This window comes from Actinomyces haliotis, from assembly GCF_015355765.1.
GTDB classification, from domain to species: domain Bacteria; phylum Actinomycetota; class Actinomycetes; order Actinomycetales; family Actinomycetaceae; genus Actinomyces; species Actinomyces haliotis.
In genome coordinates this window covers 1-16589 of the sequence record NZ_JACWNA010000009.1, presented here as the reverse complement: position 1 = coordinate 16589, position 16589 = coordinate 1, and the positions used below count along the sequence as shown (strand labels likewise).

15 protein-coding genes are annotated in these 16589 nt (G+C 72.6%); 10 read left to right on the top strand and 5 right to left on the bottom strand.

What is annotated here, in order from left to right:
- The first annotated feature begins 46 nt into the window (after positions 1–46).
- The 10 genes from IXW69_RS06235 to IXW69_RS06190 all read left to right on the top strand — a co-directional run bounded on the left by IXW69_RS06235 (position 47) and on the right by IXW69_RS06190 (position 9718).
- Complete coding sequence (locus tag IXW69_RS06235) at positions 47–640, top strand: PH domain-containing protein (RefSeq protein WP_194785501.1); 594 nt, start codon at positions 47–49, stop codon at positions 638–640.
- The gene (locus tag IXW69_RS06230) at positions 637–2388 is read left to right on the top strand and encodes a PH domain-containing protein (protein WP_194785500.1); all 1752 of its coding nucleotides are present in this window, start codon (positions 637–639) and stop codon (positions 2386–2388) included. Before IXW69_RS06235 ends, IXW69_RS06230 begins: the two co-directional genes overlap by 4 nt.
- A gap of 108 nt (positions 2389–2496) precedes the next feature.
- Positions 2497–3462, top strand: a complete 966-nt coding sequence (locus IXW69_RS06225) for a Rossmann-like and DUF2520 domain-containing protein (RefSeq protein WP_194785499.1) — start codon at positions 2497–2499, stop codon at positions 3460–3462.
- Positions 3463–3482: 20 nt separating this feature from the next.
- Positions 3483–4433: a pantoate--beta-alanine ligase gene (panC, locus tag IXW69_RS06220; protein WP_407646538.1), complete on the top strand. Its 951-nt coding sequence runs from the start codon at positions 3483–3485 to the stop codon at positions 4431–4433.
- A gap of 174 nt (positions 4434–4607) precedes the next feature.
- On the top strand, positions 4608–5072 hold the full coding sequence (gene panD, locus IXW69_RS06215; RefSeq protein WP_194785497.1) for an aspartate 1-decarboxylase: 465 nt from the start codon (positions 4608–4610) through the stop codon (positions 5070–5072).
- A 93-nt stretch (positions 5073–5165) separates the two neighbouring features.
- The gene (locus IXW69_RS06210; protein WP_194785496.1) at positions 5166–6842 is read left to right on the top strand and encodes a lysine--tRNA ligase; all 1677 of its coding nucleotides are present in this window, start codon (positions 5166–5168) and stop codon (positions 6840–6842) included.
- Positions 6843–6961: 119 nt separating this feature from the next.
- Positions 6962–7954, top strand: coding sequence for an NADP-dependent oxidoreductase (locus IXW69_RS06205; protein WP_194785495.1), 993 nt, complete (start codon positions 6962–6964; stop codon positions 7952–7954).
- Positions 7955–7975: 21 nt separating this feature from the next.
- Complete coding sequence (locus IXW69_RS06200; RefSeq protein WP_194785494.1) at positions 7976–8449, top strand: hypothetical protein; 474 nt, start codon at positions 7976–7978, stop codon at positions 8447–8449.
- Positions 8440–8646, top strand: coding sequence for a phosphatase PAP2 family protein (locus IXW69_RS06195; RefSeq protein WP_194785493.1), 207 nt, complete (start codon positions 8440–8442; stop codon positions 8644–8646). Before IXW69_RS06200 ends, IXW69_RS06195 begins: the two co-directional genes overlap by 10 nt.
- Before the next feature lie 337 nt (positions 8647–8983).
- Positions 8984–9718, top strand: coding sequence for a DUF4230 domain-containing protein (locus tag IXW69_RS06190; protein WP_228524932.1), 735 nt, complete (start codon positions 8984–8986; stop codon positions 9716–9718).
- A 51-nt stretch (positions 9719–9769) separates the two neighbouring features.
- Here the strand turns inward: IXW69_RS06190 and IXW69_RS06185 are convergent, their stop codons facing one another.
- From IXW69_RS06185 to IXW69_RS06165, 5 genes are all read right to left on the bottom strand, one after another.
- A complete protein-coding gene (locus IXW69_RS06185; protein ID WP_194785492.1) occupies positions 9770–10435 on the bottom strand; it encodes an ATP-binding protein in 666 nt (221 codons plus the stop codon).
- Between the two features lie 243 nt (positions 10436–10678).
- Positions 10679–11329, bottom strand: a complete 651-nt coding sequence (locus tag IXW69_RS06180) for a LutC/YkgG family protein (RefSeq protein WP_194785491.1) — start codon at positions 11327–11329, stop codon at positions 10679–10681.
- Positions 11329–12957: a LutB/LldF family L-lactate oxidation iron-sulfur protein gene (locus IXW69_RS06175; RefSeq protein WP_194785490.1), complete on the bottom strand. Its 1629-nt coding sequence runs from the start codon at positions 12955–12957 to the stop codon at positions 11329–11331. Before IXW69_RS06175 ends, IXW69_RS06180 begins: the two co-directional genes overlap by 1 nt.
- The gene (locus IXW69_RS06170; RefSeq protein WP_194785489.1) at positions 12954–13757 is read right to left on the bottom strand and encodes a (Fe-S)-binding protein; all 804 of its coding nucleotides are present in this window, start codon (positions 13755–13757) and stop codon (positions 12954–12956) included. Before IXW69_RS06170 ends, IXW69_RS06175 begins: the two co-directional genes overlap by 4 nt.
- A gap of 416 nt (positions 13758–14173) precedes the next feature.
- Positions 14174–15853: an L-lactate permease gene (locus IXW69_RS06165; RefSeq protein WP_194785488.1), complete on the bottom strand. Its 1680-nt coding sequence runs from the start codon at positions 15851–15853 to the stop codon at positions 14174–14176.
- Between the last annotated feature and the right edge of the window lie 736 nt (positions 15854–16589).

Below are 16589 nucleotides of genomic sequence, written 5' to 3'. Positions count from 1 at the left end.
AGGGCCCCCGTGAGACGGTGGCCTCACCCGACCCGAGGAGCCCCCCATGAGCGCCCCCGACCCCGTCACCCGCCCCGCCCCTGCCGCGGCGGCTGAGCCGTCAGCCGCTCGGGCACGACCAGCAGCCGGCCGCCGACCGGTGCGCTCGACCACGGCGGGCGGCAGCCCCTTCGACCCCGACGGCGTCGTCTTCAGGCCCGTCTCACCGCGCCTGACCACCGCGCGCCTCATCCTCAACGGGTGCTTCGACGCCGTCGTCATCGTGGTGCTCGCCGTGCTGGGGATCATCGTGAGCCCCTGGTTCCACGTCGGGACGGCGATCGGTGCGGTCCTGCTCGTGTGGGAGCTCTGGCTCATCCCGCGCCAGGTGCGGGCCATGGGCTACGCCCTCGCCGAGGACCACCTCCTGTGGCGCAAGGGAATCATGTTCCGCCGCATGAGCGTCGTCCCCTACGGGCGCATGCAGTTCGTCGACACCTCCCAGGGCCGGCTCGCGCACCGGCTCGGGATCGCCGAGGTCAAGCTGCACACGGCCGCTGCCTCGACCGACGCCACGATCAACGGTTTGCCCGTCGAGGAGGCGGAGAACCTGCGACGGATCCTCTCCGAGCGCGGCGAGCAGAGGATGGCCGGCCTGTGAGCGCCGACCAGCGGCCCACGCCCACCCGGAGCCGGTCCCAGCGACGGCACGACCGCGCGGTGCGGCGCGCAGCCGGCCGGGAGGAGCGCGGCATCTCCCTGCCCGAGGACGTCACCTGGCACCGGGTCCACCCGGTCACGCCGCTCCTCCAGGGATGGAAGATCATCACCGCGGTCCTCGCGATCGTCACCGTCCAGAACCTCGACACCGCGATCGAGGTCTACCGGGCCGTTCGCAAGCAAGGCTTCGACCTCTCGCACGGCGCCATCCTGTGGGCCGTCGTCGGGACCGCGGGTGCTGTCGCGCTCACGGCCCTGGCCCTGTGGCTCTCCTGGTGGATGCGGACCTACGCCGTCGACCGCGACGCCGTCTACCTACGCAGCGGGGTCCTCACCCGCCAGCTGCGCATCGCCCGGCTGCCCCGGATCCAGTCCGTCGACGTCGTCCACCCGCTGCTCGGGCGGATCCTCGGGCTCGGTCAGCTCAAGGTCGAGGTCGCCGGGGGAGGGGACTCCCGCGTCCTCATCGGCTACCTGCGCACCCGCGAGCTCGAGGAGCTCCGCGACCGGATCCTCGACCTCGCCGCAGGAGCGCGGACCGCTGACGCCCGCGGCGGCTCCACGGCCCAGGACGCGGCCGAGGGACCCGGAGAGGGCGACCTGCCCGCTGCCGGCGCGGCGCCCGCTCCTGAGCGGACCGGCACGACGGGCGCCGCCACCACGGCGGGGCACGTCCCCCTCGGCTTCGAGGGAGCGGAGTCCGCGGCCAGGCTGACCGGGCTCAGCGGGGAGGAGCGCCCGCTCTACGCCGTCGACACCCGGGTCCTCCTCCTCTCGACCCTGCGCTCGGGGCAGACGCTCCTCATCCTCCTCATCGTCCTCGCCTCCGTCGGCGGCACGCTGGCCGCGGCCCTCCTCGACGGCAGCGGAACCGACCTCGTCGGGCTCCTTCCAGCGCTCATCGGACCGCTCGCCATGGTCGGGGCCGTCTGGGGCCGCTTCAACAAGGGCTGGGGCTTCCGAGCGGCCGCCACCCCCGCCGGCATCCGCACGCGCTGCGGCCTGACCTCGGACACCTCCTCCACCCTCCCGCCCGGCCGCGTCCACGGCGTCAGCCTCGAGCAGGGGCCCTTCTGGCGGGGACCGGACTGGTGGAGCGTCAAGGTCTGCGTCGCCGGCCGGTCGGCTGCGGAGGCATCGTCGTCCGGAGGCGTCCAGGACACCGGCGTCAACGTCCTCCTGCCCGTCGGGGACCGTGACACGGCGATACGCGCCCTCTGGCTCGTCGCCCCGGACCTCGGGACGAGCGATCCCGACGGGCTCCTGGACGCAGCCCTGGCCGGTTCCGGCGACGACGGCGTCGGTGACCCCACCGCGCCTGTGGGCTCCTCCGAGCGCGGCCTCATCGGGGTCCCCCGACGCGGCCGTGTCTTCTCCCCGATCGCGTGGCGGTGCGAGGGTCTGTGGCTCACGGACACCTGCGTCGTCCTGCGCCTGGGGCGCTTCTGGCGGCGCACGAGCGTCATCCCCTACGAGCGCATCCAGTCGCTGTCCGTCCACGAGGGACCGCTGGCGCGACGACGCGGGCTCGCCAGGCTCCACCTCGACATGGTAGACACCAACGTCGCCTGCCAGATCTCCAACCTCGACCGCGACGACCTCGCGGCCGTCGAGCAGGTCATCGCGCAGCGCGCCCTGCGCCGTCGCCAGGAGGAGCACCTCGACCGCTGGCTCGAGCGCGTCGCCTGACACGTGCTCGCCCGTGTGCGCGCCGAGACCGGGCGCACGGCGCGCTGGACCGGCACCGAGGACGAGCGGGCCGAGCCCGCCGACGGGCGGCGTGAGAGCATCGAGCGCATGAGCGACGCCAGCATCCCCGAGCCCGGCACCCCCTCCGCCGCGAAGGCGCCCGCCGGGCCCGGGCAACCAAGCCGCCCAGGGCGCCTGGGGGTCGGCGTCATCTCCGCCGGCCGCGTCGGCGCCGTCCTCGGCTCCGCGCTCCGGTCCGTCGAGCACCAGCTCGTCGGTGTCCACGCCGTCTCCGAGGCCTCCCGCGAGCGCGCCGAGATGCTGCTGCCCGGCGTTCCGCTCCTCGAGGTCGAGGAGATCGTCCGCCGCTCCGAGCTCGTCCTCCTCGCCGTCCCCGATGACGAGCTCTCCGGCCTCGTCTCGGGCCTCGCCGAGGTCGGCGCGTGGCAGATGGGGCAGATCATCGTCCACACCTCCGGCCGCTACGGCGTCGGCGTCCTCGCCCCCGCCCAGGCCGCCGGCGCGATCCCCATCGCCCTCCACCCCGCCATGACCTTCAGCGGCTGGTCGATGGACCTCGCGCGCCTCACCGGCTGCCCTATGGCCGTCACCGCGCCGCCCGCCTTCCTGCCCGTCGGCCAGGCCCTCGCCGTCGAGCTCGGCGGTGAGCCCTTCGTCCTGCCCGAGGAGGCGCGTCCCGCCTACCACGCGGCTCTTGCCCACGGCGCCAACCACCTCGTCACCCTCGTCGGTCAGGCCGTGCGTGCCCTCGAGGCCGCCGGCGTCGAGGACGGCGCCGCGACCCTCCGCCCGCTCCTCACCGCGGCCCTCGACGGGGCGCTCCAGGAGGGGGCGGACAGCGCGCTCACTGGCCCCGTCGCGCGTGGCGACGCGGGCACCGTCGCCAGCCACCTCACGGCCCTGGCCGGGCTGCGCGACGAGGAGGGGCGTCCGCTCGCCGACGCCGTAGACACCTACCGGGCCCTCGCCGCCGCCACCGTCGACCGCCGTGAGGCCACCGGCCGCCTGCGGGAGGACCAAGTGCGCGCGCTGCGCGACGCCCTCGACGACTGAGCCCGTCCGGCGCGACTAGCCTGGGCGCCGTGACCACCACGCAGAACCAGCCCGTCACCCTCGCCCGGAGCCGCCCCGGGCTCGCCGCCGCGCTCGACACCGACACCGCGCCCCGCGCCGTCGTCATGACGATGGGCGCCCTCCACCAGGGCCACTTCGACCTCGTCACCGAGGCCGCGCGCCGCGTCGGCGCCGACGGCACGGTCGTCGTCACGATCTTCGTCAACCCTCTCCAGTTCGGCGCCGGGGAGGACCTCGACGCCTACCCGCGCACCCTCGAGGCCGACGTCGAGGGCCTCACCGCCACCCTCACGGGCGACGACGGCACCCTCCGCGTGGGCCAGCTCGTCGTCTTCGCTCCCACCCCGGAGGTCATCTACCCCGACGGCGAGCCCTCCGTCCGCCTCGACCCGGGCCCCATGGCCACCGTCCTCGAGGGCGCCACCCGCCCGATCCACTTCGCCGGCGTGCTCCAGGTGGTCCTCACGCTCATGCACCTCACGCAGCCGCGGTGGGCGCTCTTCGGGCGCAAGGACGCCCAGCAGCTCGCCATCGTCCAGGCGATGGTCCGCGACCTCGCCGTCCCGGTCGAGATCGTCCCCGTCGACATCCGCCGCGAGGAGTCCGGCCTCGCGATGAGCTCGCGCAACGCCTACCTCTCCGACGCCGAGCGCGGGCAGGCCCTCGCCCTGTCACGGGCCCTCGAGGCCGGGCGCCAGGCCGCCGCCAAGGGCGCCGACGCCGCCGGGGTCCGTCACGCAGCCCTCGACCTCCTCACGAGCGCCCCCGGCGTCGAGGCGGACTACGTCGCCGCCGTCGACCCCGCCACCTTCGTCGACGCCGCCGGCGCCGGCCCGGGCCTGCCCGGAGCGGACGCCCCCGTGTCGAGCGGCGAGGTCCTCCTCGCGCTCGCGGCGCGCGTCGGGAGCACGCGCCTCATCGACAACGCGCTCATCACTCTCGGCGCCTGAGACAGCGCGGCCCAGCGCGACGACCTCGACCTTCCGGGGCGAGCACGACGCCGACGGCGCCGAGCTCGTCCCAGCCGGCCGGGCTCGTGCGCGGGCGGCCGCGTCACCGACCTCACGCTGCGGTCACCGACCTCACTGCGGCGCGCCCCGACCGAGCCCCTAGGCTTGTCCGCGATGAGCTCCCGCACCCGCACAATGATGACCTCGAAGATCCACCGCGCCACGGTGACCCAGGCGGACCTCGACTACGTCGGCTCCATCACGGTGGACGCGGACCTCCTCGACGCCGCGGACCTCCTGCCCGGCGAGCGCGTCGACGTCTGCGACTGCGAGAACGGCAACCGCTTGTCCACCTACGTCATCCCCGGCGAGCGCGGCGCCGGCGAGATCTGCATCAACGGCGCGGCGGCACGCCTCGTCAATCCCGGCGACGTTGTCATTCTCATCGCATACTCCCAGCTGCCCGACGACGAGGCCCGCACCTACCTGCCCCGCGTCGTCTTCGTCGACGAGCACAACCACGTCGTCGACCGCTCCGCCGAGCCGGGCGGCGTCCCCACCGAGGGCGTCGGCGCCGACGTCGCCCGCCTCCAGGGGCTGCGCCCCTCCGGCATCCCCCTCGCCGAGGCCCGCGCCTGAGCGGCCGGGCGACGAAGGGCCGGTGCGGCGGGGTGGCCGATCCCTCGCGTCCGGGCCGCTGAGCGTGGTCCCGCCGCCGGTAGAATCCCGGCCGTGACTGACGCGACTGAGAACCAGCAGCCCCCCGCTCCCGAGTCCGCCGCCCCTGCCGACAAGCCCCAGAAGCAGAAGCAGGCCAAGCAGGACCCGGGCCCGGGCGAGCAGTTCGAGATCCGCGCCGCCAAGCGCGACCGCCTCCGCGCCGAGGGCTGGGAGCCCTACCCCGTCGCCCTCCCCGTCACCACGACCATCGCCGCCGTCCGCGAGCAGTACGCCCACCTCGAGGCTGGCCAGGAGACCGAGGACGTCGTCGGCCTCGCCGGACGCGTCGTGTACCTGCGCAGCTCCGGCAAGCTCTGCTTCGTCACCCTCTCCGACGGCGCCGGTACCACCATCCAGGCGATGGTCTCCGCCAAGTCCCTGCCCGGTGAGGGGCACACGAGCCTCAAGTCCTTCAAGTCCGACGTCGACCTCGGCGACCACCTCTTCGTCCACGGCCGCGTCATCTCCTCGCGCCGTGGCGAGCTCTCCGTCTTCGCCGAGACCTGCCTCGCCGACGGCCGCACCGCCGAGGAGCTCCCCGAGCTCGGCGATGACGCCGTCGAGGTGCCCGCCTGGCGTATCGCCTCCAAGGCGCTCCTGCCCCTGCCCAAGACCTGGACCAACGAGGACGGCGAGTCCGTCTCCCTGTCCGAGGAGCAGCGCGTGCGCCGCCGCGAGCTCGACCTCCTCACCCGTCCCGCGGCCCGCGACATGGTCCGCACCCGCGCCGCCGTCATGCGCTCCCTGCGCGAGAACTTCCACCGCCGCGACTACCTCGAGCTCGAGACCCCGATGCTCCAGCCGATCCACGGCGGCGCCGCCGCGCGCCCCTTCGTCACGCACATGAACGCGTACGACATGGACCTCTACCTGCGCATCGCCACCGAGCTCTACCTCAAGCGCGCCGTCGTCGGCGGCGTGGACCGCGTCTTCGAGATCAACCGCAACTTCCGCAACGAGGGCGCCGACTCCTCCCACTCCCCGGAGTTCGCGGCCCTGGAGGCCTACGAGGCCTACTCCGACTACAACGGCATGGCCGAGCTGACCCGCAACCTCGTCCAGCAGGCTGCCCGCGACGCCTTCGGCCTGGCCGAGGGCGAGGAGGTCGTCACCCTCGCCGACGGCTCCGAGTACGACCTGTCCGGCGAGTGGCGCACCATCGACCTGTACGGCTCGGTCTCCGAGGCCGTCGACGAGGAGATCACCGTCGAGACGCCCCGCGAGGAGCTCGTCCGCATCGGGGAGAAGCTGGGCCTCGAGTTCGACGACTACGAGGTCGCCGGCAAGGTCGTCGAGGACATCTTCGAGGAGACCGTCGGCAACGACCTGTGGGAGCCCACCTTCGTGCGCGACTTCCCCGAGGACACCTCCCCGCTCACCCGCTACCACCGCTCCCGCCCGGGCCTGACCGAGAAGTGGGACCTGTACGTGCGCGGCTTCGAGCTCGCCACCGCCTACTCCGAGCTCGCGGACCCGGTCGTCCAGCGCGAGCGCTTCGTCGCCCAGTCCCTCGCCGCCGCCAACGGCGACCCGGAGGCCATGGTCGTCGACGAGGACTTCCTGCGCGCCATGGAGCAGGGCTTCCCGCCCTCCGGCGGCATGGGCATGGGCATCGACCGCCTCCTCATGGCCCTCACCGGCCAGGGCATCCGCGAGACCATCACCTTCCCGCTGGTCAAGCGCGGCTGACGACGACGGCGGCGTCGCGCAGACCCGCCCCGACACGCAAGCGCCCTCGACGACGGCGGTCCCGGCTCCCCGGGGCCGCCGGACGGAATGCCCAGGGCGGCCTCGCGGTTACCCACCCCATGAAGGCATTCATCCTCAACGAGTACGGCACCGACCCGGTGCTCACCGACGTCCCCGAGCCCCACGCCGGCTCCGGCGAGGTCGTCATCGACGTCGCCGCCGTCTCCGTCAACCCCGTCGACGCCCTCCTCGCCAAGGGCACGGTCCGCCTCGTCGTCCCGCTCGACCTCCCGACGCGTCTCGGCTTCGACGCAGCCGGCACCGTCGTGGAGGTCGGCGACGGCGTCACCGGGCTCGCCGTCGGCGATCGGGTCGTCACCCGCGCCGACCAGGCCCACATGGGCACCTTCGCGGAGCGGGTCGCCGTCGACGCCTCCGTGGTCGCCCCCGCCCCGAGCGGGACCAGCCTCGCCGAGGCAGCATCCCTACCGCTCACCGCTCTCACCGCCTGGCAGGCGCTCGTCGACCGCGGCCACCTCGCCACCGGCCAGAAGGTCCTCGTCCACGCCGGAGCCGGCGGCGTCGGATCCCTCGCCATCCAGATCGCCAAGCACCTCGGCGCCGAGGTCGCGACGACCGTCTCCCCGCGCAACGCCGAGCTCGTCCGCTCCCTCGGCGCCGACCACGTCATCGACTACCACTCGCAGGACTTCACCGAGGTCCTCTCGGGCTACGACCTCGTCCTCGACGGCGTCGGAGAGAAGAACGTCCTGCGCTCGCTGACCGTCCTCAAGCCGGACGGCCTCGTCGTCGGCCTCAACACCCCGCCCGACGCGGCCCTCGCCCGCACGCTCGGTACCACGGGAGTCAAGGGACTCCTCGTGCGCGCCCTGGGCGCGCGCGTCCAGCGCCGCGCCAAGAGGCTCGGCGTGCGCTACGAGTACCACCTCATGCACCCCGACGTCGCCGAGCTGCGCGAGATCATCGACCTCGTCGACTCCGGGGAGCTGCGCCCCGTCGTTGGCCGGGAGCTGCCCTTCTCGGAGGTCCCGGCTGCGCTCGCCTCCGCGCACAACGGAGGCGGCCACGGCAAGACGGTCCTCGTCCGCTGAGCCCACTGAGCCTGGGGGACCGTGACTGAGGCTGGGACACGGCCCGCAGCCGGACGGCGTCTTGGTCGATTCTTGGCGGGCGGCGTCGACGCTTGCCGCCATGACCACGACGACCTCGCCCCGCCTCCGCCCGCGCCCGGTGCTGACGCCACGCGCCAGGACCTCCCGCAGAACACGAGCCCGCTGGGCACCGGCCACCACGGGGGCGGCGTCATCGCCGCACCCGAGCACCTGCCCCTCCAGGACGCCGCGCTGCGCCCGTGGGTCGCGCTGGCGCTCGCAGGCGTCGCCGTCGTCCTCCTCGCCGGCGTCCGCCTGCACGCGTCCTCGGCCGACCTCGCCGTCACGGCCTGGTTCAACGCGCACCGCGTCGGCGTCGTCGGCGCCCTCACCACGGGCCTGTACCGCTACCTTGAGCCGCCGTACGCCGCGGCCCTCGCAATCGTCATCGTGCCCGGCGGCGGGGCCTGCACCGCGCGCCCTCCGTGGCCCTGAGCACCGCCGTCACCTACGCCCCCGTCGCGATCCTCAAGATGGTCTACGCCCGCCCGCGCCCGGACACGAGCCTGCTCGCCCACCCCATGGCGATGCACCCGGGGGACTGGTCCTTCCCGCCCGGGCACACGGCCTTCGTCGTCTCCCCCGGTGCGGCGCTCGTCCTCGCCAGCCTCGACTCGCGCGCCTCGCGCTGAGCGCCCTGGGCGCCGCAGGCCTCCGACGACCCGCGCTCGCGGCACGTCCCGCGCCGCCCCCGTCCGCGCGGCGGGGACGCTCGCGCGGTGGGGGACACGTCCGGTAGATCGGCATGAGCCCTGTGCACCAGGTGCGGCCCGGATCCTTCTGGCAGTCCGGCCGCTCGGACTGGAGGGCGCCCCCGGGAGGGGCGAGGACGCAGTGCCGTCACGAGACCTGAGCCGGAGGGCCCTCAGCGCGCCCGCTCCTCCGGGTGCCGATAGCCTGGCGCCGCGACCCGTACCGGCCGGGTCGCGTCCCGCACCGAGCCGGAGCAGCCTTGAGGAGCCCGATCGCATGACGCCCACGACCGACCAGCCCGAGCCCGCCGGCAGCACCGCGACCGCGGGCTCCGCGGAGCTCGGGGAGCGTGCCCGTCGCAGCCGCGAGGGCATGAGCAAGCCCGTCGAGAAGGTGCTGCTGCGGGGCCTCGGGCTCGTCCTCCTCGCCGTGGCTCTCGTCTTCGGGCTCCTGCGCCTCGGTGTCCTGCCCGGCCAGCGCACCTCCGTCTCCGCGGCGACGATCCAGTCCTCCTTCACCGACGTCGCCGAGCTCGCCACCCAGGACTACAGCTTCACCGACGTCGGGAAGTACTCCGAGGACAACAAGGAGGTCCTCGGGGTCGAGGTCCCGATGACCGGGTCCAGCTTCCTCGTCACCTACTCGGGCACCGTCAAGGCCGGCATCAAGGACGCCTCCGCCGTCACCGTCGACGTCGACGACGCCTCCCGCACGGTCACCGTCACCGCGCCCGCCGTCCAGGTCCTCTCCACGAGCATCGACCCGGACACCGTCACCACCTATGACCAGTCCCTCAACCCGCTCAACCAGACCGAGGTCTCCGACGTCACCGGCTTCCTCTCCGACCAGGAGAAGTCCGAGGAGGACAAGGCGGTCAAGGGCGGGCTGCTCACCAAGGCCCAGGACCGGGCCGAGTCGCTCCTCACCGAGCAGGTCAAGGCCACCCTCAAGGGCACGGAGCAGGAGGACTACGCCGTAAAGGTGACCTTCAAGGACGCCGCCGGGAAGTGACGGGCGCGCCGCGCACCAGCGGGGGCGCGGCAGGCAGCGGCTGGACGCGCCTCAGGCGACGCCGTCGCCGCGGTTGCCCGGGATCGACGAGGAGCCGATGTGCTCGGCGATCGTCGCCTCGCACTGGGCGCGGCCCACGGGGCGGCAGCCCTTGCCCGTCCAGTCGGCGATCTTCGCGGGCTCCTCGTGGGCGAGGCGCAGCCCGCGCGTGAGAAGGACGTGGACGGGCTTGCGGTGCTCGGCGAGGTCGCGACGCAGCCGGAACCACCAGGTCTGCGGACGGGGGCGCTTGAGGACGAGGGCGTCGGCGAGCAGGCCCTCCTCGCGGCAGCGGTCGACGAGCTCGGCCGCGAAGATCCCCTCGGCGACGAAGGCCTCAGCCGTCCCGATGTCGAGGGAGGAGTAGTCCACGGTGGCGTTGTCCGGGATCGAGTAGACGGGCGCGCGGGTGCGGCCCTCGCGGCACAGCTCGCGGATGGCGACCATGGCGCGCTCGGCGTCCCACGAGGCGGGGTGGTCCCAGTCGACGGCACTCATGGCCTCGTCGCGCCCGACGCCGTCCTCGCCGGAGAGGCTGCCATCCAGGAGCGGCATACCGGGCTCGTCCCCGTCGCGGTAGAAGTCGTCGAGCTTGAGGCGCTTGGCTCCGACGCGGCGCAGGAGGGAGGTCTTGCCGGACCCCGAGGGACCGGTCAGGAGGATGACTCGCGCGCTCACGGGACCCAAGACTAGATCCACTCGGTCGTCCGCTGTCCACGAGGGCGCGTCAGAGCCTGCGGAGCCTCGTGCTCGCCACAGAGCCACCGGTCCATGACGCGGATGAAGCGTGCGGCTGCTCCTGCGCTCAACCTCCTGACGCGCCCTCGTGGACACGAGATCCGGTCGCAGGTCCGCCGCAGGACGGACCTCGCCCCGCCGGCGTGGCCGGCGGGGCGAGGGCGGAGCAGCACGAGCGGTTGCTCAGTGGGCGATGACGACTCCGAGGTGGCGCGGGCCGTGGACGCCCTGGACGCGGACGAGCTCGATGTCAGCCGTGGCCGAGGGGCCGGCGATCCAGGTGGTCGGGCGCTCGGGGTGCTCGCCGAGGACGTCGACGGCCTGCGGCACCGTGGGGACGACCATCTCGCGCTCGAGGACGCACACGTGGCGGTCCGGGACGAGCGTGATCGCGCGGCGGCCCTGGTCGGGCTCGCCGTCGAGGATGATCGTGCCGGACAGGGACACGCCCACCCGCGAGCAGGTGACGACGGCGTCGACCTTGTCCAGGTCGAGGGTGGCGATGGGCTCCTCGCGGGAGTCCTCGCGCAGCTCGCGGTCGGAGCGGGCGGCGGCGTCCTTGTAGACCTGCGGCAGGCCGGAGGGGACGACGACGACCTTCGCGTCGCCGAGCAGCTCGTCGATCGCCTCGGCGATCTCGGCGTCCGAGGTCTTCGTGCGCACGACGGCGTCGTAGTCCTCGAGCTTCTCGATCATGTCGGCGACGACGGGCTCGGAGCCCGGAGCGTCGGCTCCGACGCGGACGTAGTCGCGCGGGACCTCGGGGGCGGGGCCGCGCTGGGAGCGGGAGAGCGCGTCGCGCGCGCGGGCGAGGATCGCTTCCTTGGCGTCCATCAGTTCTCCTCCTTGCTGAGGCGGGGCTGGGCGGCGGCGACGTCGTGGGCGTCGCGCTCGTCGCGGTGCAGCGGCGTCGTCGTCGACTCGGCGGTCACGTCCGCGGGGCTGTCGGCGCCGTGGGTGCGCTTCCACCACTCGCGGAAGTTCTCCTTGGGAGCCTCGGGGATGTCGCGGGCACCGGTCCACATGGAGCCGGGGTAGGGCAGCGCGCCGATCTTTCCGTCGCGTGCCACGAGCCGCGAGACCTTGACGCCCTGCTGGGCCCAGGACCAGAAGCCGCCCGCGCTCATCGGCGGCTGCGTCGCGGTCATGGCGAGGTCCCACATGTCGGGGAGGACCTTCTTCTTGACGTCGACGCTGCGGGCGCGCAGGTGGATGAGGATCGTCGGGATGTCGATCTTGACCGGGCAGGCCTCGCCGCAGGCCCCGCACAGCGAGGACGCGAAGGGCAGCTGGTGGTTCGGGTCGTCCTCGGACAGGCCCTGCGTGAGCTGCGGGGTGATGATCGCGCCGATCGGGCCCGGGTAGACCGAGCCGTAGGCGTGGCCGCCGGTGTGCTGGTAGACGGGGCAGATGTTCATGCAGGCGCCGCAGCGGATGCAGTGGAGGGCCTCGCGGCCGATCGGGTCGGCGAGGGTCTTGGTGCGCCCGTTGTCCATGAGGATGAGGTGGAACTCCTGCGGGCCGTCGCCCTCGGTGACGCCCGTCCACATGGAGGTGTAGGGGTTCATGCGCTCGCCGGTCGCGGAGCGCGGTAGGAGCTGGGAGAAGATCTCGACGTCCTGGTAGCGGGGGACGAGCTTCTCGATGCCCATGACGGTGATGAGCGTCTCCGGGAGGGTGAGGCACATGCGGCCGTTGCCCTCGGACTCGTAGACGGAGACGGTGCCGGTCTCGGCCACGCCCATGTTGGTGCCGGAGACGGCGACCTTGGCGTGGAGGAACTTCTTGCGCAGGTGGGCGCGTGCGGCGCCGGCGAGCTCGACCGGGTCGTCGGAGAGCTCCTCGGGAGCGTCGCCCATGCGGTCGAGGAAGATGCCGCGGACCTCGGAGCGGTTGCGGTGGATCGCGGGGACGACGATGTGCGAGGGCATGTCGTCGGCGAGCTGGACGATCATCTCGGCGAGGTCGGTCTCGTGGGCGGTGATGCCCTCGGACTTGAGGTGCTCGTTGAGGTTGATCTCCTGGGTCGCCATCGACTTGATCTTGACGACCTCGTCGACGCCCTTGGCCTTGATGAGCTCGGTGACGATCTTGTTGGCCTCGGCGGCGTCACGGGCCCAGTGGACGATGCCGCCGCGCTTGGTCACGTTGGCCTCGAACTGGTCGAGGAGCTCGGGCAGGCGGCTCATGGTCTCGGCCTTGACGGCGCTGGCGGCGTCGCGCAGGGCCTCCCAGTCGGGCATCTCCGCGGCGCGCTGGTCGCGCTTGGAGCGGATGGTGCGCGTCGCCTTGCCGAGGTTGGCGCGCATCTGGGTGTTCTGGAGGGTCTTGTGGGCTCCGTGCTGGAAGTCCTCGCCCCAGCGCAGCGGGTTCTCGGGGATCTGGACCTCGGTGACCCAGCCACCGGTGTGCGGGGCGAGGTCCTCGGTCAGGGCCTGGGCGCGGTCGTCGGTGGTCGTCATCGGACCATCGCCTCCTCGGGGGTCGGGGCGTAGGAGACGTTGCCGACGAAGGGCTTGTCCTTCGTCGAGGCGAGGATCTCCGCCAGGTGCATGATCTTGACGCCGGAGTTGATGCGGCTCAGGCCGCCGCCGACGTGCATGAGGCACGAGTAGTCGCCCATGCACAGGACCTCGGCGTGGGTGGACATGACGTTGGTGACCTTGTCCGCGAGCATGGCGGTGGAGGTCTCGTGGTTCTTCATGGCGAAGGTGCCGCCGAAGCCGCAGCACACCTCGGCGTCCGGCAGCGGGGCGAGGTCGATGCCCTCGACGGCGCCCAGCAGCTTGTAGGGGCGGTCGCCGACCTTGGCGATGCGCAGCGAGTGGCACGTGGGGTGGTAGGTGACGCGGTGCGGGAAGTAGGCGCCGACGTCGGTGAGGCCGAGGACGTCCACGAGCAGCTCGGAGAGCTCGTAGGTCTTGGCGGCGACCTCCTCGGAGCGCCTGGCCAGCTTGGCGTCGCCGAGGTGCTCGGCGACGAGCGCCTGCTCGTGGCGGGTGGCGCCGGCGCAGGATCCGGAGGGGACGACGACGGCGTCCCACTCGCCGTCGAGCACGGGCTCGAAGGTCTTGACGTGGTTGCGGATGAGGGGCTCGGCCTTCTTGAAGTAGCCGGTGTTGGCGTGCATCTGGCCGCAGCACACCTGTCCCTCGGGGAAGACGACCTCGTGGCCGAGTCGCTCGAGGAGGGTGACGGTGGCCTCGGGGGCCTGTGGGAACATCGAGTCCCCGATGCAGGTCGCGAAGAGAGCAATGCGCACGTGTGGACCTTTCGTCGACGCCGCCCCGGTGCGGGGCGGACCTGGCGCCAGGTTAGGGACCTGGGTCCCGGGTCGCACGGTGGGCGCGGGTCGGTGGCGGGATCCCGCGGAAACGCGCCGACGCGGAGCGACCCTGGCGCCGTCTTCCAGCGTGAGATCCGTGAGGCGGGTCGTGCGGAAAACCGGCGGGAGGTCCTGAGCCGGGGTCCGGGCCTGGTGCCTCTCCGGCACTCGCCCCCGTTCCGCCCGCGCCCAGCGTCGAGACAGACGGCTTCCCGCCGGGTCCGACGGCGTTGACGTCGGACCCGGCGGGAAGCCGGTGCTCTGGGGCGGGTCTGGGGATCGGTCCGGAACCGGGCTCGGGATCGGGCCCGGGGGCGTGGTGCGGGTGAGGGGCTCCTGCTAGGGGGCGCCCGTCAGGCCGGCATGTAGGCGCCGAGCCAGCCCTGGGAGGCGACGAAGACGAGCGCGCAGAGCAGGAGCAGCAGGCCGATGGAGTACGGCGCGGCCTTCTTGAGAACCTCGGAGTCCGTCCCCGGGGCCTGGACGGCGGTGGTGACGACGGCGAGGTTCTGCGGGGAGACGATCTTGCCCAGGCCCGCACCGACCGTGTTGGCGGCCAGCAGGATGCGCGGGTCGAGCCCGGCCCCCTGCGCCGCGGTGACCTGGAGGTTGGCGAAGAGCGCGCCCGCGCTCGTCGCCGAGCCCGCGACGGCGGTGCCGACCCAGCCCAGGATGGGGGAGAGGAACGCGAAGGCGGCGCCCGTGGTCGCCAGGGCGGCGCCGATGGCGGTGGTCTGCCCGGAGAAGTTCATGACGTAGGCCAGCGCCATCACCATGGCGATCGTGAGGATCGACAGGCGCAGGTTGTAGATCGTCTCCGGCAGCGCGCTGAAGAGGCGCCCGGCGCTGACCTGGAAGCGGCCGCCGGAGGACCGGGACGCGTACAGGAAGGCGATGATGATGGCGGTGAGGAAGATCCAGGTGCCGGGGTTGGACAGGATCTGGAGCGTGTAGATGGGGCTGGTGGATGCCTTGCCGTCCGAGGTGAGGAGGTTTCCGTAGATCCCCGGCCATGGGATCTTGACGTCGGTGGCCTCCAGGGCGGCGTTGAGCCCCTTCCACAGCTTGGTGACGGCGATGATGACGACGACGAGGACGTAGGGCGCCAGGGCGAGGATGACGCGCTCGCGGTCGGGCTTGTCCGCCTCGGCCGTCTCGGTGTGGAACTCCGTCGGCGTCGTCGGCGTCCACACCAGGAGGAACAGGTAGGAGGCGGCCAGGCCGAGGAGGGCGGCCATGACGCTGGTGAGCTCGTAGGAGATCGACGGGGCGATGAAGTGCCCGGCACCGGTGGCGACGCCGGCGACGAGCGCGAGCGGCCAGAGCTGGCGGACCGCGCGGGCGCCGTCGAGGATCGACAGCAGGATGAAGGGCATGAGGACGCAGATGATCCACGTGAAGTGGCTCATGAAGGAGCCGATGGCCGCCGGATCCTGACCGCCTCCGAGCTTCGCGGCCGTCGTGACCGGGATGGCCATGGCGCCGAAGCCGACGTAGATCGCGTTGCCGACGATGGTGACGAGGGCGGCCTTCATCTTGGGCAGGCCCAGCGTGATGAGCATGGCGGCGGTGATGGCGACGGGCGCGCCGAATCCGGCGAGGCCCTCGAGCAGGCCGCAGAAGGAGAAGGAGACGATGAGGGCCTGGGCGCGCATGTCACCCTTGCCGATGGCGTTGAAGACGGCCTTGAGGTCCTGGGACCGGCCGGAGACCTCGGTGAGGTTGTAGAGCCACACGGCCGCGATGATGATGTAGATGATGGGGACGAAGCCCATGGCGAGGCCCTGGGTGGCCGAGAGCGCCGTCATGCCGACGGGCATGTGGAAGCAGGCGACGGCGAGCACCATCGAGACGACGAGCGCGATGATCGAGCACCAGTGGGTGGGCACCTTGAAGGCGCCCATGAGGGCGAAGAAGGCGACGAGGGGCAGCAGCCCCACGATCGCGGTGAGGAAGACGTTGCCCCCCACGGCTGTCGTCGACGGCGTGAAGGAGGCGGCCAGCGCGAGGGCGGGCAGGGCGGTCGGGACCATGAGTGCTCCGGGGTCGGGCGGGGAGTGGCGCCGTGATCATCCCACGCGCCGCGCGCCGCGCGGTGCGAGAGGGGTGAGGCGTTCAGCCCTGCCCCTCTGCGTCCTTCGTCACTGACGCCACGTCCCACCGATGGAGTCTCGATACCCCTACGGGTGTCGTTGCCCTCGCGAACTGATACCCGCCGGGGTATCGAAGGACAGAGAGGTGATCGCGGTGTGCCGAGCGGTGACGTCCAAGAAGTGCGGGAAGACGACGTGGGCCGGGTGCGGCCGGCACGTCGATCAGGTCATGGTCGGGGTGCCGCAGCGTGACCGCTGCACCTGCGGGACCGACGGACCGGGCGGAGGGGAGGCTGCCTCCGGGTGGACCGGCCGCGCCCGTTACCTTGTTGGTGGTTGCCGGTGTAGGGATGCCGGTGGCCGGGCCAGCGGTGGTCGGCATGATGTCTTGCCCCTGTCTTCACAATGATCCGGGGGGTGTTGTCACCGGCCGCCGCAGGGCTGCTGGTTCACCGCTGATCAGGGGAACGGACCGAGACTCGAGTCCTTTCGTAACGTGGGTGCGGGACCAGCCGCTCGAGGCTGGCCCCGTGTCCTGCGAGACGAAGGGGGCCTGTTCAATGGTTTGTGTAAGCCCTCCTGGAAGGACTGACACTGATGACCATGACGGATGAGAAGGCGCCCTCGGGTGGTGCGGGTCGTGAGGCGATCGAGGCGCTGGTGGCCTCCGGTGGCC